The organism is Halorhodospira sp. 9622, from assembly GCF_022228025.1.
In the GTDB taxonomy this organism is placed as follows: Bacteria; Pseudomonadota; Gammaproteobacteria; order Nitrococcales; family Halorhodospiraceae; genus Halorhodospira; species Halorhodospira halophila_A.
Genome location: NZ_JAJNRE010000010.1, coordinates 24,776 through 44,778 on the forward strand (window position 1 = coordinate 24,776; position 20,003 = coordinate 44,778).

Sequence of the window (20,003 nt, forward strand, 5' to 3'; positions counted from 1 at the left end):
GGCACCGAAGCACAGCGGTGCCGTCGGCGACGGCACCAGCTACAGCCACGCGTACCCAGGAGGGAAGCGATGAAGCTCCCCGAGATTATGACGGACAAGCTGGTCACCGGGCATCCCGATGAGGGGGTGCGGGAGGCCTTCTTCAAGATGCGCTACAACCACATCCGCCATCTGCCCGTAGTGGATGAGGATATGGGGCTGCTCGGCATCGTGACCGACCGCGATCTGCGGCGGCCGGACTGGGTGGATGAGGCGCCGGATCTTGCCCATGTCTACTACCTGGACGACAACATGGCGCTCAAGAACGTCATGACCCGCAACCCGGTCGTTGTCCACACCTACGATCCGGTTCAGCGGGCGGCCCAGCTCATGCGAGAGAACCGTTTCGGTGCGCTGCCGGTGCTCAACAAGGAGCAGCGGCTGGTGGGCATGGTCTCCGCCGTGGATATGCTCCAAATCCTTGAGGAGCTGCTCGACAAGTTCGGCTCGCCGGAGGGTGTGGGCTGAACCGCCGCGCTGCTTCCGCAGGGTTGCGGCGGGGCTGCCGCCGGGCGACGGGGTCGTGACGGGGGGGGGTGCTTGTCTGCGCTTGGACCGCGTCCCACTGAGCCCGAGGCCTGGCAGAGCTGGCTGCGGGAGGCCTTCGGGCTGCTCATGCGCCGTCCGCTGGCCTTCCTTGCCTACACCGCCGGTGTCGCAGGAGCCCTGCTGATTGCCCACTCGGTGGCCTGGGCGCCCCTGCGCGGGATGGTCACACTGCTGGTGGTCGTCCTGGCCCTGGTGCTGTTCGTGCGGTTGGCCCTGGTGGCCGACTACAACCGGGATCCCCGCCCCCTCTATGTCCTGCCGGGCAATCTCGACGGCGCTGTGGCGCTGACGGTGGGGGCGGCTCTGTTCGCCGCCTACGGCGCACTGGGGCCATTGTTGTTCTGGCCGCTGGCCGACTCCCTCGAGGCGGTTCTGATCGGGTTCGGGCTCTACGAGGAGCGCTTGGCCTCGGGGGCACCGGCGCCCCCGCCCCAGGAGGCCTATGTCATTGGTCCGGTGTTCGTCGCGGGCGGCGTCTGGGCCCTGGCGCTGCTGGGTGCGCTGGCGGGGCTGCTGGCCTTCGGGCAGTGGTTTCTGTTGCCCATGGTGGCCCTGCACGGAGCGCATCCCGGCATGGCCATGTGGATGAGCGTCCGCGCCTACGCCGGCAACCCCGTGCCTTTAACTGGCATGCTCGGGCTGTTGCTCGGCGCGGTGGGCGTGGCGGTGCTCACCGCCGGCTGGCTGGGGATCCTGCTGCTGCCGCTGTTCGGGGCCGTCCTCTACACTTCGTACCGCGACGTCTTTCTATCCCGTTCCCACAACCATCCGCCAGGCGTGCCGGTGCTCACCGAGGCCGAACTCCTCGATCAGGGCGACGACGGCGACTGACTACCGGCGGCCCGTCCAGGGCCGTGACGGTGCGCGCCCTGCGGTCACTCGTTGACCGCCGTGCGCTGCGAGTCCTCGTGGAGTCGGGCGCGGTGCAGGCAGCCGATCATGTCGCCGATCGCTGCGGCGGCATCGGCCCAGACGGCGTCGCCGTCGGCGTTCGCCATCTCCAGGTAGCGTTCCCGTTCGGCGTCCAGGATGGCTTCGAGCCGGTCGGCCGGGAACGGGCGGACGTGCTCAGGGTCGGCCGAGTCCGGGCGACCGGGCAGCAGGGCGTAGAACCAGCCCGTCTGCTCGCCGTTGTCACGGTGTGGGGGGACCAGGCCGTGGGCGATGAATCCGCCCGCGACGGTGGTGGCCTGGCCGTTGCGTTCCGCGTATTGCGGGCTGACCAGTGCGGTAAACATGGCCGTATGACTCCCGGGCGTGATCACGCCCTGTATGGCTAAGCAAAGGAAAGCTTATGCTGTCCTGCAGCAAATTTTACTACCAGTTACCTGACATGTGAACCGTTCATCATGTGTGTCAAGGACGATACATGCGCCGTGGCCGTCACCACGGCACAATGGGGTGATGATCTGGGTTCTTGTAATGCTCCTGCTGCTTGGCGCGCTCTACGGCCCCGGCTTGTGGGTTCAGCGCGTCATGCGGCGGTACGCCGAGCCTGCCGATCGTTACGCAGTCAGCGGGGGTCGGCTGGCCCGCGAGCTGCTCGACGGCTGTGGTCTGAGTCGCGTCCGGGTCGAGCGCACCCAGCAGGGTGACCACTACGATCCCGCCGCCGCCGCGGTGCGGCTCTCGCCGGAGCACTACGACCGCCGCTCGCTGGCGGCGCTCACGGTTGCTGCCCATGAGGTTGGGCATGCACTCCAGCACGCTTCCGGCTACGCGCCCTTCGTCTGGCGCCAGCGGCTGGTCCGTGCCACCGGCCGGGCACAGCAGCTCGGTGCGATCCTGCTGCTTGCTGCCCCGGTGGTTGCCGGTGTGCTGCGGGTGCCCGGGGTGGCCCTGCTGTTTGCGGTCGGTGGCCTGCTCAGCCTGGGATCGGGGGTCGTGGTGCACCTGGTCACCCTGCCCACCGAAGTCGATGCCAGCTTCCGCCGTGCCCTGCCGTTGTTGCATCGCAGTGGCTATCTCTATCCGGACGTCGATCCACCCCACGCGCGCCGGATCCTCAGTGCCGCTGCGCTGACCTACGTGGCGCAGTCGCTGGCGTCACTGCTCAATTTCTGGACCTGGCTGCGGGTGCTGCGGCCAGGCCCGTGACGCCTGCGCGCCCGGGTGCCGGATGCACCGTTGGGGGTGCGGGGCCGGCTGGCTGTTCAAGGGCGTGGGGCGCGGGCCGATAGCCTGCGTAGCGAGGGAGGCGGTTGGATATGGGCATGACGCAACGACACTGGATCTGGGTGGCCAGCGCTGTGCTGGTGGTGGGCTCGCTGGGCAAAGCGCCGGCTCAGGACGAAGCCGGACCGCGGGATGGCGTCCGGCTGCCGGTATTGGGGCCTGATCGAGAGGCCATTGATCTGTTGCGCACGCGGCCCGAAGAGGTCGAGCGTCGCCTGCGCGAGCGCGAACCGCCGGGTCCCGAGCTGGCCGCACGGTCCCCGCTTCCGGTCCCCGAGTTGCCCGTGCCCGAAGAGCCGCAACCCGATGCGGCTGCGGAGGTGGTCGATGTCGACCGGATCCGGGTTTCGGCCGCCGCTGCCGGCGAAGGCGTGGTCCAGGGCGAGGCGGCGTTGCGGAATACCGCGGAGCAGTCCCACCGGCTGGTACGAGTGCTGACCACGGCGGCTGAGGAGGCCATGCTCCATACGGTGGAGCATCGCGGCGGCGTGCGGCAGGTTCAGCGCTTGGACGGCCTGCTGTTGCCCCCGGAAGAAGAGGTCGAACTGCGCCCCGGAGGGCCGCGGCTGCTGTTGGTCGATCTGCGCCGTCCGCTTGCCGAGGGGGAAGCCATCACCCTCGATTTCTACTTCGGGGACGGTAGCCGCAAGCGGGTGGAGGCCCCCGTGCGGCGTCCGATGCCCTGAGCGGCCCAAGCTAGGGGTGGCCCAAGGTGCTGCCCGCCGGCGGAATGTAAACGGCCGGGCTAGGGGGCGGCGACCCGGAAGAAGCGGCGCGCCACCTGGCTCGAGGTCTCCGCCAGTTCGGCGACGTCACGGCCTGCATGGTGGGCCACCGCGCGTCCGATGTGCGGCATGAGGCAGGGCTCGTTGCGCCGGTTCTTGACCGGCAGGCCCACTTGCTCGGGGTTGACGTCGCGGGGCAGCAGGTAAGGGCAGTCCGTCTCGACCATCAGCCGCTCCGGGGGGATGACGCGAACCGCATCGCGCACCGCCTGGCCGCGGCGTTCATCGCAGATCCAGCCGGTGACGCCGATGTGCAGGTCCAGATCCAGATACGCCTGCGCCACCTCGGGGCCCTCGGTGAAGCAGTGGGCTACGCCGTCGACCAGGTGGTCGCGGTAGGCCCGGATGATCTCGCTGAAGCGCTGATGGGCATCACGCTGGTGCAGGAATACCGGCAGCTGCAGCTCCGCGGCCAGTTCCAGGTGGCGCTCGAAGACGCGCTGCTGAACCTCCGGCGGGGAGTGGTTACGGTAGAAATCGAGACCGGTCTCGCCGATGGCGACCACCTCCGGCCGCGCGGCCAGCTCGCGCAGGACCGATTCGGAGTCGCTGGAGAAGGTCTTCGCCATGTGCGGGTGGAAACCAGCCGTAGCGAAAAGTCGCCCCGGATGATCCGCCGCGAGGGCCTGGGCCTTGATCGACTCGCCCTCGTCGGTGCCGGTCACAAAGAGCTGGCTGACTCCAGCGGCGTCGGCCCGCTCGAGGACCTGGTGGAGATCCTTGCGAAAGGTGTGGTGCGTCAGGTTGGCGCCGATGTCGATCCATTCCATAGCCGCGCAATTGTACGGTCGGGTGGCCGCCGAGGCCACCCCGGCATGCGCGCAAAGCGCCGGCCAGGAGTGCTAAGGTGCTGCGGACGACCACCGCGGCTCCGCCGGAGCCGGCGCACCGGGAGAGGATCCAGGCAGAAAAATGGCAACGACGCTGGCCTTCGATGTCTACGGCACCCTGATCGATACCCACGGCGTGACCGAGGCGCTGCGCCCGCATCTCGGGGATCGGGCGCTGGCCTTCGCGCGCGGCTGGCGGGAGCGTCAGTTGGAGTACGCCTATCGGCGCACGGTCATGGGCCAGTATGCGGATTTCTCGGTGTGCATCGCGGACGCCCTGGACCATACGGCACGCTCGTTCGGTCTGAGCCTGAGTAGCGGTGAGCGTGATGTCCTGCTCGGCAGCTATCAGCGCTTGCCGGCCTACCAGGAGGCCGAGCTGGCTCTGCGCGAACTCCACGAGGCCGGCTACACCGGCTACGCCTTTTCCAACGGGAGCCGTGAGACGGTCAGCAAACTGCTCGGGGACAACGCCCTGCGCACCTACATCGAAGATATCGTCAGCGTCGAGGTCGTGGAGGCGTTCAAGCCCAGCCCCCGGGCCTACGACGCGTTCCTCGCCGAGGCGGGCAGCCGGGCCGAAGAGACCTGGCTGGTCTCGGGCAATCCGTTCGACGTCATCGGAGCCCGTGCCAGTGGCTGGAACGCGATCTGGGTGCGGCGTCTGCCTGGGGCGGTTTTCGATCCCTGGGGCCCGGAACCGAATGCAACCGTGGCATCGCTATGCGACATCCGGCGTGTTCTGCCGCCGGCCTGACCCCCGGCCGCTTGCCCGGCGCTACCGGCTGACGGAGAATCAGGGGCCATGGCAAAGTTGCTGCTCAACCTGCGTGGTGTGCCCGAGGATGAGGCCGATGAGGTGCGCGGTCTGCTCGAGCAGTACCACCTGGACTACTACGAGACCCCGCCCAACCGCTGGGGCATCACCCAGGGAGGCATCTGGCTGCGCGATGCCGAGCAGTACCCGCAGGCCAAGCGTCTGCTCGACGAGTACCAGCGGCGCCGTTTCGAGCGGGTGCGTGGCGAGCACGAGGCGATGCGCCGGCGAGGGGAGCTGGAGACCGTTACACAGCGCATCCTGCGCGAGCCGCTGCGCTTTCTGATCTATTTCCTGCTCATGGCGGTGATCCTCGCCTTCATGACGATCCCCTTCCTACATCTGGCGTTGAGTGGGTGACCATGCGAACAGCCCCCAGAAATCTATTCGTTGCGGCTGCCCTGACGCTCTCGGCCGTCACCACGGCCGGAGCCGGCGAACAGGCGGTCGATTCTCCGGAGACGCTGGCGGAGCACCTGGCGGTCATGAACGCGCTCACCGTCAAGGGGCGCACCATGCGCGACAGCGAGATGGGCCACCCGGCGTATGACGATACGCTCAGCGGCAGCCCCATGGGCGCCGTTGGCGAACGCTGGCTGGCCCTGCTCGAGGCGCTGGACGCCTCCTATTGTGAAGGTGCGGAAGAAGGGCTGCGGGGCGCCGAGCCGCGGCATTACGCTGATGCCACTTACCTTTACCACATGCACCACAGCGCCGGTCGTTTCGAAGAGCACGGACTGTTCGACCCGATCACCCACGCTCCGTCAGCGCTCCTGGTCGATAACGGACGCTTCGTTATGGAGTCGCTCCAGGAGGGCGGGCGGTTCCACACCGATGCCGGGCAAGGGACATGGACCCCGCAGAGCATGGCCTACGGTCTGGACGCCTTCCACGGGGTGGCCTACGCCTGGGTGCGCTGGAAGAAGCCCGGCGGAGCGGACGACATGGGGCTGCTCAGCGCCGAGCAGATGCGGGAGTGGTTCGGGCATGAGGTTCCCGAGGCGCTGATGGTGGCCCGTGACGCCGCGCAGGTCCTCGACGAGGCCTGGGATACCGGAGCGGGTACCTACGATCTGGGCGACGGGCCGGTTTGGGAGCTCGATGCCCTGGGGTCGTTGATCCGGGGCCATAAAGGACTCTACGAGCTACTGTACGTCTTCGGGGATGAAGAGGATCAGCGGCAGGCCGAGCGCTTGTTCGAACGCGCCGCGCGCCTGGTTGAGGCCGTGCTGGGCGAGGACGGGGTGGCCGAGCCCTGGGGGTTGCCGGCGCGGGTGCGCTTCGAGGATGGTCACGCGCTGGCGGACAGCGACCGTGTCGACGTCCAGGCGCAGTGGCGCTGGGTGCACCATCTTACCGGGGGGTTCGCGCTACTGCGCGAGAACGAGGGCACCAGCCGCTTCCTCGAGCGCCGGCGCCCCGGGTTGAGCGAGGAGATCGGTGCGGTCATTGACCGGCTCATTGAGGGCGCGCTGGTCCATCAGCTGATTGACGGTCGCGTCGTCGCCAGCCTCGATTACACCAGTGGCGAGGTGCGTGATCGTGACGCATCCGTGGAAACGCGTGCGGCTCTGGTCATGGGTCTGGGGAACGGCTACGCTGCCGGGGAGAGCTTTCCTGGGCCCGGGGACTGGGAAGAAGCGGATGCGCAGGCCGAAGAGCGGACCCGCGCCGTATACGACGTCATCCTTGGGCATGGGCGGGGGCTCTCTGGTAGCATGACTGAGACACGATGACGCGCGAGAGTACTTAACGATGCAGGTAGCTAGTGAAAAGGTCGTCACTTTCGATTTCACCCTGACCGGGAGTCAGGGCGAGGTGATCGACCAGTCCCAGGGTGGCCATTTCGCCTACCTCCACGGGAGTCAGAACATCATTCCCGGGCTGGAGAAGGCACTGGATGGCAAGGCGCCGGGCGACGAGCTGAACGTCACCCTGGAGCCGGCCGAGGCCTACGGCGAGCGTGACGAGCGACTGATGCAGAGTGTCCCGAAGGAGGCGTTCCCCGAGGGGGCCGAGATCAACGTCGGCGAGCGTTTCCAGGCTCAGGGGCCGGACGGCAGCCCCATCCCGATTACCGTGGCCGAGGTCGGTGAGCAGGAAGTCACCGTGGATGCGAACCACCCGCTGGCCGGTGAGACCCTGAACTTCGACGTCAAGATCGTCGATGTTCGGGATGCCACCGATCAGGAGCTGGAGCACGGGCATCCGCATAACGACGCCGCGTAACCGCACCGGACCGGACAAGGCCGGTGCGTAAAAAGGGCCGGTCCCGCTGCGCGGGGCCGGCCCTTTTTAATTGCGGACGGTGGCTGTGCCGGCTCAGACCCGGAACCGTCCGACCTGGTCGCGCAGGTCCTCGGCCAGCTGGGAAAGGCGCTGTGAGACCTGACCGGTATCCTGCACGGAACTGCGCGTTTGCTCGGCGGTATCGCTGATCAGCGTCAGGTTGCGGTTGACCTCTTCGGCAACCTGGGATTGCTGTTCCACCGCGCTGGCGACCTGGCTCGTCATGTCCTCGATCCGGGCAACCACCCGGGTGATCTCCTCGAGGGTACTGCCGGCAGCGGAGGCCTCCTCAACAGTGTTTTCGGCCTGCTCGCGGTTGCGCTCCATGGCCTGCACCGCTTCCTGGGTGCCGTTCTGGATGCCCTCGACCATCTCTTGGATGTCTCCGATGGAGTCTTGGGTCTTCTGCGCCAGCTTGCGTACCTCCTCGGCGACCACGGTGAAGCCGCGTCCGCTCTCGCCGGCACGTGCCGCCTCGATGGCCGCGTTGAGGGCGAGCAGGTTAGTCTGATCGGCGATGCCGCGGATGACCTCCAGGACTTGGCCGATGCGGGCGCTCTGCTCGTCGAGGGCGCGGATGGCATCGGCGGATTCACGGACGTTGCCCGCCAGCCCATGAATGGCCTCGATGGTGCGGCCGGCCCCTTCCTGACCGTGTCGTGACTGCTGGCTCGCATCCCCTGCCGCGGTGGCCGTGTCTTGGGTGTTGCGGGCGATCTCGTTGATCGAGGCACTCATCTGGTTCATCGCCGTGGCTACCTCGGAGGTGCGCTCCTGCTGGTTCTGCACCCCTTGCTGGTCCTCGTCGGCGCTGCGCTGGAGCTGCTCCGTGGCCGAGGCCATCTGTGCGGCAGAGTCCTGAACGACGCGGACCATCTCCTGGATCTTGTCGACGAAGCGGTTGTAAGCGGCACCCAGCTCGGCGATTTCGTCGCGGCCATGGGCGTCGAGCCGCTGGGTGAGGTCGCCGTCGCCGGCCGCGATGTCCTCGAGGCCATTCACGGCGGCGCGCAGGCGGGCGGTGAGGTGGCGTGAAACCGCCGCGGCCAGGCCGATGGCGACGAGCAGGGTCACCGCCAGACTGCCCGCGGTGACCCGTGCGGCCTGTGCCTGCTGTGCCTCGGCCTGCTCGATGTGCCGGTCGCGCTCGGCCTCGAGGATATCGCGCAACTCGCCGAGCTGGTTCTGGAAGTTCTCGCGAATGGATCGGGCCTGTCCGTGGTAGAAGGCCTCGGCCTCATCAAAGCGGCCCGCCTCCTGCAGCTCGACGATCCGCTCACCGGCCTCGTGGAGCGCGATGTGTGGTTCCTCCAGGGCATCGACGGCCTGGCGCAGCTCTTCGCTGGCCGACTTGTAATGCTCCGAATCCTGATAGTCGTAGAACCACTGGCCGAAGGCGCAGGAGGTGAAATCGAGCTCCCCAGAGAAGGTCTCTTCGAGCAGGAGGCTGTCCGCCATGTCGTTGGTCCAACCCAGGTGGTCGACCTCGCGTTCAACGAGCATGGCTGACTGCTCCATGTACGCCATGGCTGCTCGGTTCTCGGTGGCTGTGTTCTGCAGGGCCGAGTGGGCAAGCAGGCCACTGACGGCCATGAGGATCACGATCAGGCCGAAGGAAAAACCGAGTTTGTAACGCACGGGCCAGCTAGCGAGCATTGGATAGATCCTCTCCTTGCCGTGGGTGCCTCCTGCGCGAGCAGCGGCCGCCGGGCACATTACCACGCGAGCCGGAGCCGATCAGGGAGGTCCCGGATCATGCGCCAATGTGCCACGTTGTGATGCCGAGCGCCGCCAGTTTCCCCCTGCCGCGAGGGGTTGCGGGAGGGCGCTCAAATCTGGCGCAATGATTTGCCCCGCTAAACCTTTCAGGCTATGGCGTGAGTTTCGCGCTTCTCGGGGCGGGCCGGATCATCCGGGGGATGATTCGGTCTTACCGCCCTCCACGCCTCGGCCGGTTTCCGACCGGATAACTGCTGCTCGGCCTCAGGTCATTAGAACCCGCGCAGCGTTTTCATCCCGCGCGCAGGATGCACCACAGCGTGGACCGGGTGGATTACCGCGGGCGGGTGGAGCTCCTGCCCCTCGATGCGGGCTATCGACCAGCGCCGGTCTCCCCGCCCGCCGTCCCCGGCGTAACCGTGGCACGCGTGGCTGGCGGTGACCCGGGGCGCGCGGAACTCGACGAGGCCGGGGCGTACCGGATTCGCCTGGCCGATGAGCCCGAGTCAAATGGTACCCCGCAGGCCGCCCCGCCCGGACCGCCGGTCTGGGCGGTTCAGCCGAGCGCCGGTGCCGACCATGGCCTCCACCTGCCGCTGCTACCCGGTACCCGCGTGGCGGTCGCGGGGTTGCATGGCGATCTTGAGCAGCCGGTCATCCTGGGGGCCCTCAGCGGCCAGGACCAGCCGGGCCCGGTGAGCAGCGACAACTCCCACCAGCACCTAATCGAGACCCCGGCCGGGCAGCGATTGCTTCTTGATGACCGGCCCGGGGCCGAGCGCGCGGAACTGGCGGTGGGCGAGGCGGCCCGGTTGACCCTGCAGGGGCGCGAGGATGCGCCGGGCGCCGCGCTCGAAGCCCCCGACGGTTGCCTGGAGTTTGCCAGTGGTGGCGAGTAGCGTCTGCGCAGCGGCGGCGATCAGCGGCTCGATGTGGCCGGGACCTATCAGGTGGAGGTCGAGGAGAGTTGTCACCTGGAGACGGAGAACGGGACATTGCGCTGGTTTGCCGGGGAGACCCTGCGCCTGGAGACTGGCCAGGGGGATCTGCTCCAGGAGGCCGCGGAAGGGGAGGTGGGCCTGGAAGCGGCGCAGGCGGTATCGCTGGATGCCGGCTCGGGGTTGCGGCTGGTCACCCGGCAGGGAGACGGCGACTGGCGCTGTGAAGGGGGAGCCCTGCACCTGGAGGCGGCCGGCGATGTCACCCTGGTGAGCACCGGCGGCGGGCGTCTGCAGGTCGGCGACGGGTTCGGTTTGCGCGTCGAGGACAGCGGTGAGGTCCGCCTGGAAGGGCAGCGGATTGAGCTCAGCGCCGACGAGGTGGTGATCGCCGCCGCCTGCATCGAGGAGGGGCGCTGATGGGGGCCGTGCCGCAGCCTCGTCCGTGGGCCGAGATGGAGCTGGAAGGGAAATGCCACCCGCTGCGGGAGCTGTGGGGCGAGGAGATGCTCTCGCAGCCCTTTCGTTTCCGGGTCGCGGGGTACACGGCAGCGGGGGATCGGGGAGGGGGCGCTGGGGCCCCGGGGTGCACGGTTCGGCTGCGTTGGGGGGATGGTCTCGGTGGTTGGCGCTGCCTGGCCGGGCAGCTGACGGCTTGGCGGCGTGGGTCCGGCGCCGGAGGGGAGCGCGATCGCTTCGAAGCCGTCATTGAGCCGCGCCTGGCGCGGTTGGGCCTTGGTGGGGCCCACCGGTTCTTTCCCCGGGTCAACCTGGAGGAGCTGACCCGTTGCTGGCTCGCGGGCGTCGGCTATGCGTGGGCCGATCCAGTCTGGCGGGTGAGTGAGGCGCCGGCGTGGCGACGGCAGGTGCTGCAGGCCGGGGCAAGCGACCTGCTCCTGTTGCAGCGACTCTGGGCACAGGCCGGCGTGACCTTGGCTTGGCAGGACGGGGTCCATGAGCGCCCGCTGTTGACCGACACGGCCGCAGGGTTTCCGCAGGCGGATGGGGCGCTGCGCTTGCCAGGGGGCGGGGCCGGCCCGGGCCTGACGGAGCCGGGTTGGTGTGTGCGGTTGCAGGAGACCGGCTCGCCGCGGCCGGTGCCGCCCGGGCTCGACGATGCGGTGGCGGTGCATCTGGCCCGTATGCGGCGCCAGGCGCAGGCAGCCCGGCGACGGTGGCTGGCGCTAGCGACTCGGCAGGTCGGGCCGCGTGCCGGGTTGCGGACGCCAGTGCTGGTGGTCGGGGAGGGTGGCGACCGCGAAATCGCGGACTGGGGTCGCTGGTACCTGATTACCCGGGTCCGTCACAGCCTCTGGTGCGAGGACGATACGGTTGCGGATGCAGCGCTCTTCGGGTACCGGGCCGAGCTTGAGGCGGTGCCGGAGGTTGTCGGTGCCACGGCGCTGCCGTACCGACCGCCGGAGCCGGCCCAGTTCCCCCTGCGTCAGCCGGTACCGGCACGGATTTGCACCGATGGTGGTCGGTTGGTGGCCGGGGATGAGCGGCGCAGCGGGTTGGATCTGCCCGAGTCCGTGGTGCGCCTGCTGCCTTTGCCGCGCGGCGGGGGCCGCAGTGGTTGGCACGCACCGCTGGTCGACGGGGAGCGGGTGCTGGTGACCTGCCTGGATGGCGATCCGGACGCGCCGGTGATCCTCGGCAGCCTGCCGGTCTCCGGTCAGCGGCATCCCGCCATCGAAAGCGGTGGCCGTGTGGCGGCCTACGCTACGCGCGCCGGCCGCGGGGTGTTCTTCCCCGGGGCCGGAGACCGTGGGGACAGGCACTCCGCCGGTGCGGTGCTCGATGCCGGGGATGGCGGGGCGAGGGCGCTTGCGGTCAGGGGTGGTGCGGACCACGGGCACCGTGTGGCGCTGGATGCCGGGGCGGGGCCGCTCGAGCTCCTTGCCGGTCCAGGAGGCCTCCGCGAGCGTGCCGGTGCCCGGCGCCGTGAACGGGTTGGTGGGAGTCGGCGGGTTTCGGCGAAGTCCGGGGTCGCCGGTCGGAGCGAACGGGCAACCGCCGTGCAGGCCACCGGGCCGGTACGCCTTGGCGGTGCCGGCGGGGTGGCGGCCCGCTCCGGTCGGGATCTGCACCTGCGGGCTGGCGACACGCTTCGGGTTCTGGCCGGCGACGGAACCCGGCTGCGGACCCGGCGCGGCGATGGCGACTGGCAGGTGGAGCGTGGCGATCTACGCCTGGTGGCGGGCGGGGACGTGTCCCTGCGAAGTCGGAACGGGACGGTGACCCTGCGTAACGCATCCGGGTCGGCAGGCATCGCCGTGGATGCAGATGGCGTGATCCGGATCTGGGGGTGGCGGGTGGTGCTCGACGCCGAGGACGCGCTGCGCCTCGACGCCGAGGTCCACTACCGGTGCGGCAGCAGTTAGCTGGCCCGCTTGTGACGCTTGCGCTCGCTCTCGGTGAGCAGGCGCTTGCGCATACGGATGGATTCCGGGGTGATCTCGACGAGTTCGTCGTCGTTGATCAGCTCCAGCGCGTACTCCAGGGTCAGCTGCATGGGCGGAGTGAGGATGACGTTCTCGTCGCTGCCGGCTGCCCGGACGTTGGTCAGCTCCTTGGCTTTGAGCGGGTTGACCGTCATGTCGGCATCGCGACTGTTCAGGCCGATGAGCATCCCCTCGTAGACCGGGTCGTTGGGCGAGACCATCAGGCGTCCGCGCTCCTGCAGGTTGAACAGCGCGTAGGCGACCGCCTTGCCGTCGTTGCCGGAGATCATCGCCCCCTCGCGGCGTTGGCCGACTTCCTTGTCGCTCCGGGGACCGTAGTGATCGAAGACGTGGGTGAGGATGCCGGTCCCGGAGGTCAGGCTCATGAAGTCCGTCTGGAAACCGATCAGGCCCCGCGCCGGGATGGTGTACTCGAGGCGGACGCGTCCGTTGCTGTCGACCTGCATATCCTGCAGGCGGCCGCCGCGCTCGTTGAGGGCATCGATGACCGCGCCCTGGTGGTCGCTTTCGATGTCGGCGACCAGGTGCTCGTAGGGCTCTTCGGTGCGGCCGTCCTCGCCGGTGCGGGTGATGACCGCTGGACGGGAGACGGCGATCTCATAGCCCTCGCGGCGCATGTTCTCGAGGACCACCGACAGGTGGAGGAGCCCGCGGCCGGAGACGTGGAAGCGGTCCGGGTCGTCGGTGGCCTCGACGCGCAGGGCGACGTTGGACTTGAGCTCACGGTCGAGGCGCTCGCGGATCTGGCGGCTGGTCACATATCGTCCCTCGCGGCCGGCGAACGGCGATTTGTTGACCTCGAAGCCCATGCTCACCGTCGGTTCATCCACGGTAAGCGCCGGCAGCGCCTCCACCTGCTGCGGGTCGCAGAGCGTGTCGGAGATGTCCAGCGGGTCGATGCCGGTGATCGCCACCAGGTTGCCCGCGTCGGCGGATTCGATCTCCACCCGCTCCAGGCCGAGGAAGCCGAGCAGGGTCTGGATCCGTCCGCTGCGCTGGTTCCCCTCGCGGTCGACCACGGTGACCGTAGTACCCGGTGTGACGTGGCCCCGTTTGATCCGACCGATGCCGATCTGCCCCAAGTACTTGGAGTAGTCCAGGGTCGTGATCTGCATCTGGAAGGGGCCGTCGCTGTCGACCTGCGGGGGACGCACCTGGTCGACAATAGTCTGGAACAACGGCGTCATATCACCGCTATCGATACTCGGCTCCTCGCCGGCGTATCCGCCCAGAGCCGAGGCGTAGATGACCGGGAAATCCAGCTGTTCTTCGGTGGCGCCCAGGTCCGCGAACAGGTCGAAGGTCTGGTCGATGACCCAGTTGGGTCGTGCGCCGGGCCGGTCGATCTTGTTGACCACGACGATCGGCTGGAGCCCGAGGGCGAAGGCCTTCTCGGTAACGAAGCGCGTCTGCGGCATCGGCCCGTCCTGGGCGTCGACGAGCAGCAGCACGGAGTCGGCCATGGAGAGCACGCGCTCGACCTCGCCGCCGAAGTCGGCGTGGCCTGGGGTGTCGACGATGTTGATCCGGTACCCCTGCCAGTCGATGGCGGTGTTCTTGGACAGGATGGTGATGCCCCGCTCGCGCTCGAGGTCGTCGCTATCCATGACCCGCTCGGCGTCGCCGCCGCGGGCGTCGAGGGTGCCCGACTGCTGGAGCAGTTGATCGACCAGGGTCGTCTTGCCGTGGTCAACGTGGGCGATGATGGCGATGTTGCGGAGGTTTTCGACCATTCGGTTTACCAGGTTCCAGTGTTTTGCATCGAGGCCCAGGGTTCCTGCTCGGGCAGGGGGTCACCGGCCTGTAGCAGCTCGATGGAGATCCCGTCCGGGGAACGGATGAAGGCCATGTGGCCGTCCCGGGGCGGGCGGTTGATGGTGATGCCGGCGTCCAGTAGACGCTGGCAGGTGGCGTAGATGTCCTCGACCCGGTAGGCCAGATGCCCGAAGTTGCGACCGCCGGTGTAGGTCTCCGAGTCCCAGTTCCAGGTCAGTTCCAGCATGGGGGCCTTCTCGGCCCTGGCGCGCTCGACGTCGTCCGGGGCCGCCAGAAAGACCAGCGTGAAGCGGCCGCGCTCGCTCTCGCGGCGGCTGATCTCGATCAGGCCGAGCTTGTTGCAGTAGAAATCGAGGGAGGCCTCGAGGTCGCTAACCCGGACCATCGTGTGCAGGTACTGCATGGTACCGCGCCTCTCAAGCGCTTGCCGCTAACTGGTAACCGCGCAGTCTAACAGCTTCCCGAGGGCCCCCGATATGACCGCCGCCGCCGACTGGCGCCGGGCCCGGCCAAGCCAGTACCATGAGCGCGTCAAGTCGTCCGGGGCCTCTTTTGCGCAAGTTTCGGAACAACAGCTACAGCGGAGGACGTCCCAACTGGCGGATCATCGCCAGTGTCCTGCCCTACCTGAACGAGTTCCGGAACCGGGCGCTGCTCGCCCTCGCCCTGCTGGTGCTGGCCAAGGTGGCGAACGTGCTGGTTCCGGTGGCGCTGAAGTTCCTCGTCGACCATTTGGACGAGGTTCGGGGCACCGCCGAGGCGGCGCTGTTCGTACCGCTGGCTCTCGTGCTCGGATACGGCCTGCTGCGCTTCGCGTCGACGCTGTTTCAGGAGCTACGGGATGCCGTCTTCGCCCGGGTGGCCGAGCGGACCATGCGGAGAGCGGCGCTGCGCGTGTTCGAGCACCTGCATCGGCTCGACCTGGGGTTCCACCTGGCTCGACGGACCGGTGCCCTGGCCCGTGACATTGAGCGCGGCACCAGCGGCATGTCGTTCCTGCTGCGCACCCTGGTGTTCAACATCGGGCCCACCCTCCTCGAGGTAGCGCTGGTGGCGCTGATCCTGGCCATCGCCTTCGACTGGAGCTTCGTGCTCACGGTGATGCTGGCCGTGGCCCTCTACATCGCCTTCTCGCTGGCCGTGACCGAGTGGCGCACGCGTTTCGTGCGCGAGGCCAATGAGATGGACAACCAGTCGAACACCCGGGCCGTGGACAGCCTGCTCAATTACGAGACGGTCAAGTACTTCAACGCCGAACGTTACGAGGCGGAGCGCTACGATCGCGATCTGGCCGCCTGGGAGCAGGCACGCATCAAGCACCGGCTCTCGCTGGCCGCCCTTAACTCCGGTCAGGCCTTCATCGTGGCCGCGGCGATCACGGTGATGATGGGGATGGCCACCCTCCAGGTCCTGGAAGGGCGCATGAGCCTGGGCGATCTGACCATGATCAACGCCTACCTGCTGCAGCTCTTCATCCCCCTCAACAACCTGGGGTTCGTCTATCGGGAGATGCGCGAGTCGTTGATCAATATCGAGCGCATGTTCGGCCTCATGGACCAGCACCCGCAGGTGCCCGACCGGAGCGATGCAGTGCCCCTGGCCCCGGATGGCGGACGCATCCGCTTCGAAGGTGTACGTTTCGGCTATCAGCCGGACCGGCCCATCCTGCGCGGCGTCGATTTTACGGTGGAGCCGGGCCAGAAGGTGGCCCTGGTGGGACCCAGCGGGGCCGGCAAGTCGACCATCGCCCGGCTGCTGTTCCGCTTCTATGACGTCGATGACGGGCGGATCACGATCAATGGCCAGGATCTGCGCGACGTGACCCAGCACAGCCTGCGCGCCGCGATCGGGGTGGTGCCGCAGGATACCGTGTTGTTCAATGACACCATCCGCTACAACATTGCATATGGGCGCCCGGACGCCAGCGAGGCCGAGATCCACGAGGCTGTGCGCCGGGCGCATCTGGACGGGTTCATCGGCGAGTTGCCCGAGGGGCTGGATACCCTCGTCGGTGAGCGGGGCCTGAAGGTCTCGGGTGGCGAGAAGCAGCGCATCGCCATTGCCCGGGTGCTGCTCAAGGACCCGCCACTGCTGATCCTCGACGAGGCGACCTCGTCGCTGGATTCCGCCTCGGAGCGTGCCATCCTGACGACGCTGCAAGAGGTGGCCGCGCAGCGCACCACGCTGGCAATTGCCCATCGCCTGTCCACCATTCAGGACGCTGACCAGATCCTGCTGATCGATGGCGGCACGATCATCGAGGCGGGGACCCACCGTGAACTGCTCGACCGTGACGGCGCTTACGCCCGTCTGTGGCGCTATCAGGAGGGCGTGGCTCGATGAGTGCTTCGCACGATCTGCACTGCCATTCCACCGCCTCGGACGGGCACCTGACGCCGGCGGCGGTGGTCCATCGCGCGGCGGACCAGGGCGTGACCACCCTGGCGCTGACCGACCATGACACGGTGGCGGGCCTCGGCGACGCGCAGGCGGCGGCCTCGACTGCAGGGATCCGACTGATCGCCGGGCTGGAGCTGTCGGTGCTCTGGCAGGGCCGGACGTTCCATGTCGTGGGCCTCGGGGTCGATCCGGGCGAGCCCGGGCTGCAGGATGGTCTGGCGCGGATGCAGCGGGCCCGGCAGGAGCGCGGCGAGGCCATCGGCGAGCGCCTGGAACGTGCCGGACTCAGTGGCGCGCGGGAGGGCGCACGGGAGGCGGCCGGCACCGCGGAGATCACCCGGGCGCACTATGCGCGGTGGTTGGTCGAGAGCGGTAATGTGCGTGGCTACGAGGAGGCATTCAAGCGCTACCTGCGTCGTGGCCGGGTGGGCTATGTGCACGGCGATTGGGTGGCCATGGAGGAGGGGATCGAGTGGATTCGCCGGGCCGGGGGCATCGCGGTCCTCGCCCATCCGCTCGGCTACGATCTGACGGGGGCGTGGATCCGGCGGACGCTGGATGCTTTTACCGCGGCGGGGGGCGAAGCGATGGAGGTCGCCTGCGGAACCTCGCCCGAGCCGCGCCAGGTGCAGCAGCTCGGCGGATGGTGTCGGCGGTATGCGTTACTGGCCTCCAGCGGCTCGGATTTCCACGGTCCCGGTCATCCGAGCCGGGAGATCGGCGGTGCGCCGGCCCTGCCGGCCGATTTGCCCTCGGTGCTGGAGGCACTCCCCGAGCGGGGAGGGTGAACGACACCCTTGGCCCGGTCGGCTCCGAGGGTGGCAGGGCGGGCACCTCGCGCCATGGCTCGTCTTGCGGTATGGTCTATCCTTAAGCGGAAGGATAGGTGATCACAGTGATAGCTCGGTGTTGGCTGGCAGGTCTGTTGATGGTCCTGGCGGGCACGAGTTTCGCGGCGGGTGCCGAGGAGTTCGAGCCGCCGATCCCCGGTGAAGAGGCGCCGAGGGAGCCGGGATCCACGGCCGACCATACGAAGTTCTCCCTGCTGGAGGGGCCGTTCGAGACCGGTCCCGAGGTGACCGAAGCGTGTCTGCAGTGCCACACCGAAGCGGCGAAGCAGGTCCACAGCAGTATCCACTGGACTTGGACCTACGAACAGCCTGAAACGGAGCAGACCCTCGGCAAGCGCTACGTGCTCAATAATCTGTGCATGGGGATCGCCGGCAGCTATGAGCGCTGCTCCTCGTGCCATGTCGGCTACGGCTGGGAGGACCGGCACTTCGACTTCACGGCCGAGGAGAAGGTCGACTGCCTGGTCTGCCATGACACCACCGGCGAGTATGTGAAATTCCCCACTGCGGCCGGCCATCCGCCCTACGAGGACACCGAATTCCGCGGCATCCTGTTCGAGGCGCCGGATCTCGCCCATGTGGCTCAGAACGTCGGAGACACCAGCCGTGCGACCTGCGGCAGCTGCCACTTTGAGGGTGGTGGTGGCAACGCCGTCAAGCACGGCGATCTCGACAGCTCACTACTTAACCCGCCGCGCTCGGTCGATGTGCACATGACGCCGGAGGGGGCGGACTTCAGCTGCTCGAACTGCCACGAGTTCACCGGCCACATCCAGAGCGGGAGTCGTTACCACCTGACGGTGCCCGACTACGACGACGCGCCGATTCCGGCTCGGCCACAGGACAAGCCCGCGTGCGTGGCCTGCCACGGCAGCGAGCCGCACGAGGGACGCATCCACGACAAGCTCAACGCCCACGGCGATTTCATCGCCTGTCAGACCTGTCACGTACCGGAGATCGCTCGCGGCGGTTATCCGACCAAGACCCTTTGGGACTGGTCGGAGGCCGGTCGGCTGGATGACGACGGCCAGCCTGTCGTCGAGAAGGACGACGAGGGGCGCGTGATCTACGACGGCATGAAGGGCGTGTTCGAGTGGAAGGAAGACTACCCGCCGGACTACCGCTGGTTCGACGGCAACATGGTCTACACCCTGCCGGACGATACCATCGACCCCGATGGCGAGGTCCCCGTCAACCGGCCTCAGGGGCGACCGGGCGAGGACGGCGCCAAGATCTGGCCGTTCAAGATCATGTACGGCAAGCAGCTCTACGATGCCGAGCATCATACGCTCCTGGTGCCGCAACTCTTCGGCAAGGAGGGCGATGATGACGCGTTCTGGCGCAGCTACGACTGGGACCGCGCCATCGAGGCCGGCATGGAGGAAGCGCGCGCCGTCGGTCAAACCGAGGTGGCCTACAGCGGTGCGTACGGCTTCGTCGAGACGCGGATGTACTGGCCGGTCAACCACATGGTCGCGCCGGCGGAGGAGAGTGTGGCCTGCGTCGATTGTCACAGCCGCGACGGCCGCATGGCCGGTTTGGAAGGGGTCTACGTCCCGGGCCAGGATCGCCACCCGCGGATTGAAGCGGTGGGCTGGGCGGCCGTCTGGCTGACCTTGTTCGCGGTGCTCGGCCACGGCGGCGTGCGCTACTATCTCTACCGTCGGGAGCGCCCCGACGGCCGATCGGGCGAGGAGGGGGAGGGCTCGTGACCCAGGTACGTATCTTCACCCGTTTCGAGATCTTCTGGCACTGGGCGCAGGCCGTTCTCATCTTCGGGCTGCTGCTCACGGGTCTGGAAATGCACGGCAGCTACTCGCTGCTCGGCTTCGGCGCCGCCTTCTCCACCCACATCGTGCTCGCCTGGGCACTGATCGGGCTGTGGGCCTTTGCCATCTTCTGGCACCTGACCACCGGGGAGTGGCGGCAGTACGTACCGACCGGCAGTGGTTTGGGCCGCACTGCGGGCTACTACGCTTACGGCATGTTCTCGGGTGAGGCGAAGCCCTTTGCCAAGTCGCCGTCGGCCAAGCACAACCCGCTGCAGCGGCTTGCCTATTTCGGGTTCAAGGCGGCGATCGCCCCGGCGCTGTGGATCTCCGGACTGCTGCTGCTTTTTTACAACTTCTGGAACGACACCCTCCTCGGGGCGCTCCTGCCCCTCGGGGCCGTTGCCGGCGTCCATCTCGCCGCGGCTTTTGCCATGATCGTCTTCCTGATCGGGCACATCTACATGGCTGCGACCACGGGCAACCCCTGGTACGAGTACCTGCGCGCCATGGCCACCGGTTATCACAGGGAGTAGCCGTTGCCAGCCGCCCGGGCGCCCCCGCGGGTGGCTTGGGCGGTGTGGTGGGGCGACGCCGCGGA

At 68.0% G+C, this 20,003-nt stretch carries 20 protein-coding genes; 15 read left to right on the top strand and 5 right to left on the bottom strand.

Annotated elements, in window-relative coordinates:
- Positions 1–69 precede the first annotated feature (69 nt).
- Positions 70–507: a CBS domain-containing protein gene (locus LRG07_RS07365; protein ID WP_201167831.1), complete on the top strand. Its 438-nt coding sequence runs from the start codon at positions 70–72 to the stop codon at positions 505–507.
- A 72-nt stretch (positions 508–579) separates the two neighbouring features.
- Positions 580–1,419, top strand: a complete 840-nt coding sequence (locus LRG07_RS07370) for a hypothetical protein (RefSeq protein WP_201167829.1) — start codon at positions 580–582, stop codon at positions 1,417–1,419.
- Positions 1,420–1,463: 44 nt separating this feature from the next.
- On the opposite strand, the gene LRG07_RS07375 is transcribed toward LRG07_RS07370, so the two are convergent.
- Positions 1,464–1,826: a hypothetical protein gene (locus LRG07_RS07375; RefSeq protein WP_201167827.1), complete on the bottom strand. Its 363-nt coding sequence runs from the start codon at positions 1,824–1,826 to the stop codon at positions 1,464–1,466.
- Positions 1,827–1,989: 163 nt separating this feature from the next.
- Between LRG07_RS07375 and LRG07_RS07380 the strand changes: the two genes are divergently transcribed.
- Positions 1,990–2,685 carry a zinc metallopeptidase gene (locus tag LRG07_RS07380; RefSeq protein WP_238642067.1) on the top strand — a complete coding sequence of 232 codons (696 nt, stop codon included), beginning with the start codon at positions 1,990–1,992 and terminating at the stop codon, positions 2,683–2,685.
- Between the two features lie 116 nt (positions 2,686–2,801).
- Positions 2,802–3,449: a copper chaperone PCu(A)C gene (locus LRG07_RS07385; RefSeq protein ID WP_201167823.1), complete on the top strand. Its 648-nt coding sequence runs from the start codon at positions 2,802–2,804 to the stop codon at positions 3,447–3,449.
- A gap of 59 nt (positions 3,450–3,508) precedes the next feature.
- On the opposite strand, the gene LRG07_RS07390 is transcribed toward LRG07_RS07385, so the two are convergent.
- Positions 3,509–4,318, bottom strand: a complete 810-nt coding sequence (locus LRG07_RS07390) for a TatD family hydrolase (protein ID WP_201167820.1) — start codon at positions 4,316–4,318, stop codon at positions 3,509–3,511.
- Positions 4,319–4,460: 142 nt separating this feature from the next.
- Between LRG07_RS07390 and LRG07_RS07395 the strand changes: the two genes are divergently transcribed.
- Genes LRG07_RS07395 through LRG07_RS07410 form a run of 4 tightly spaced genes read left to right on the top strand, consistent with a single transcriptional unit; the run spans position 4,461 to position 7,424 of the window.
- Positions 4,461–5,135, top strand: a complete 675-nt coding sequence (locus tag LRG07_RS07395) for a haloacid dehalogenase type II (protein WP_201167817.1) — start codon at positions 4,461–4,463, stop codon at positions 5,133–5,135.
- A 48-nt stretch (positions 5,136–5,183) separates the two neighbouring features.
- Entirely contained in the window at positions 5,184–5,555 is a 372-nt protein-coding gene (locus LRG07_RS07400) for a DUF6164 family protein (RefSeq protein ID WP_201167814.1), read from the top strand.
- 2 nt (positions 5,556–5,557) lie between these two features.
- On the top strand, positions 5,558–6,931 hold the full coding sequence (locus LRG07_RS07405; protein ID WP_238642068.1) for a hypothetical protein: 1,374 nt from the start codon (positions 5,558–5,560) through the stop codon (positions 6,929–6,931).
- A gap of 19 nt (positions 6,932–6,950) precedes the next feature.
- Entirely contained in the window at positions 6,951–7,424 is a 474-nt protein-coding gene (locus tag LRG07_RS07410) for a peptidylprolyl isomerase (protein ID WP_201167811.1), read from the top strand.
- A gap of 93 nt (positions 7,425–7,517) precedes the next feature.
- On the opposite strand, the gene LRG07_RS07415 is transcribed toward LRG07_RS07410, so the two are convergent.
- Complete coding sequence (locus LRG07_RS07415) at positions 7,518–9,140, bottom strand: methyl-accepting chemotaxis protein (RefSeq protein ID WP_238642069.1); 1,623 nt, start codon at positions 9,138–9,140, stop codon at positions 7,518–7,520.
- A 383-nt stretch (positions 9,141–9,523) separates the two neighbouring features.
- On the opposite strand from LRG07_RS07415, the gene LRG07_RS07420 reads away from it, so the two are divergent.
- From LRG07_RS07420 to LRG07_RS07430, 3 genes are read left to right on the top strand one after another with little or no spacing between them, the layout of a single operon-like run.
- Entirely contained in the window at positions 9,524–10,102 is a 579-nt protein-coding gene (locus LRG07_RS07420) for a phage baseplate assembly protein V (RefSeq protein WP_238642070.1), read from the top strand.
- 33 nt (positions 10,103–10,135) lie between these two features.
- Positions 10,136–10,561, top strand: a complete 426-nt coding sequence (locus tag LRG07_RS07425; RefSeq protein WP_201243056.1) for a DUF2345 domain-containing protein — start codon at positions 10,136–10,138, stop codon at positions 10,559–10,561.
- Positions 10,561–12,525 carry a contractile injection system protein, VgrG/Pvc8 family gene (locus LRG07_RS07430; RefSeq protein ID WP_238642071.1) on the top strand — a complete coding sequence of 655 codons (1,965 nt, stop codon included), beginning with the start codon at positions 10,561–10,563 and terminating at the stop codon, positions 12,523–12,525. Before LRG07_RS07425 ends, LRG07_RS07430 begins: the two co-directional genes overlap by 1 nt.
- Here the strand turns inward: LRG07_RS07430 and typA are convergent.
- The gene (typA, locus tag LRG07_RS07435; RefSeq protein ID WP_201167746.1) at positions 12,522–14,339 is read right to left on the bottom strand and encodes a translational GTPase TypA; all 1,818 of its coding nucleotides are present in this window, start codon (positions 14,337–14,339) and stop codon (positions 12,522–12,524) included. The genes LRG07_RS07430 and typA overlap by 4 nt on opposite strands.
- 5 nt (positions 14,340–14,344) lie before the next feature.
- Positions 14,345–14,785, bottom strand: a complete 441-nt coding sequence (locus tag LRG07_RS07440) for a VOC family protein (RefSeq protein WP_238642072.1) — start codon at positions 14,783–14,785, stop codon at positions 14,345–14,347.
- Positions 14,786–14,904: 119 nt separating this feature from the next.
- On the opposite strand from LRG07_RS07440, the gene LRG07_RS07445 reads away from it, so the two are divergent.
- From LRG07_RS07445 to LRG07_RS07460, 4 genes are all read left to right on the top strand, one after another.
- Positions 14,905–16,725 carry an ABC transporter ATP-binding protein/permease gene (locus LRG07_RS07445; protein ID WP_370641523.1) on the top strand — a complete coding sequence of 607 codons (1,821 nt, stop codon included), beginning with the start codon at positions 14,905–14,907 and terminating at the stop codon, positions 16,723–16,725.
- A complete protein-coding gene (locus LRG07_RS07450) occupies positions 16,722–17,570 on the top strand; it encodes a PHP domain-containing protein (protein WP_238635299.1) in 849 nt (282 codons plus the stop codon). The genes LRG07_RS07445 and LRG07_RS07450 overlap by 4 nt, the downstream gene beginning before the upstream one ends.
- A 140-nt stretch (positions 17,571–17,710) precedes the next feature.
- The gene (locus tag LRG07_RS07455) at positions 17,711–19,345 is read left to right on the top strand and encodes a tetrathionate reductase family octaheme c-type cytochrome (RefSeq protein WP_238642074.1); all 1,635 of its coding nucleotides are present in this window, start codon (positions 17,711–17,713) and stop codon (positions 19,343–19,345) included.
- Complete coding sequence (locus tag LRG07_RS07460) at positions 19,342–19,938, top strand: cytochrome b/b6 domain-containing protein (protein WP_201167738.1); 597 nt, start codon at positions 19,342–19,344, stop codon at positions 19,936–19,938. Before LRG07_RS07455 ends, LRG07_RS07460 begins: the two co-directional genes overlap by 4 nt.
- The last annotated feature ends 65 nt before the right edge of the window (positions 19,939–20,003 follow it).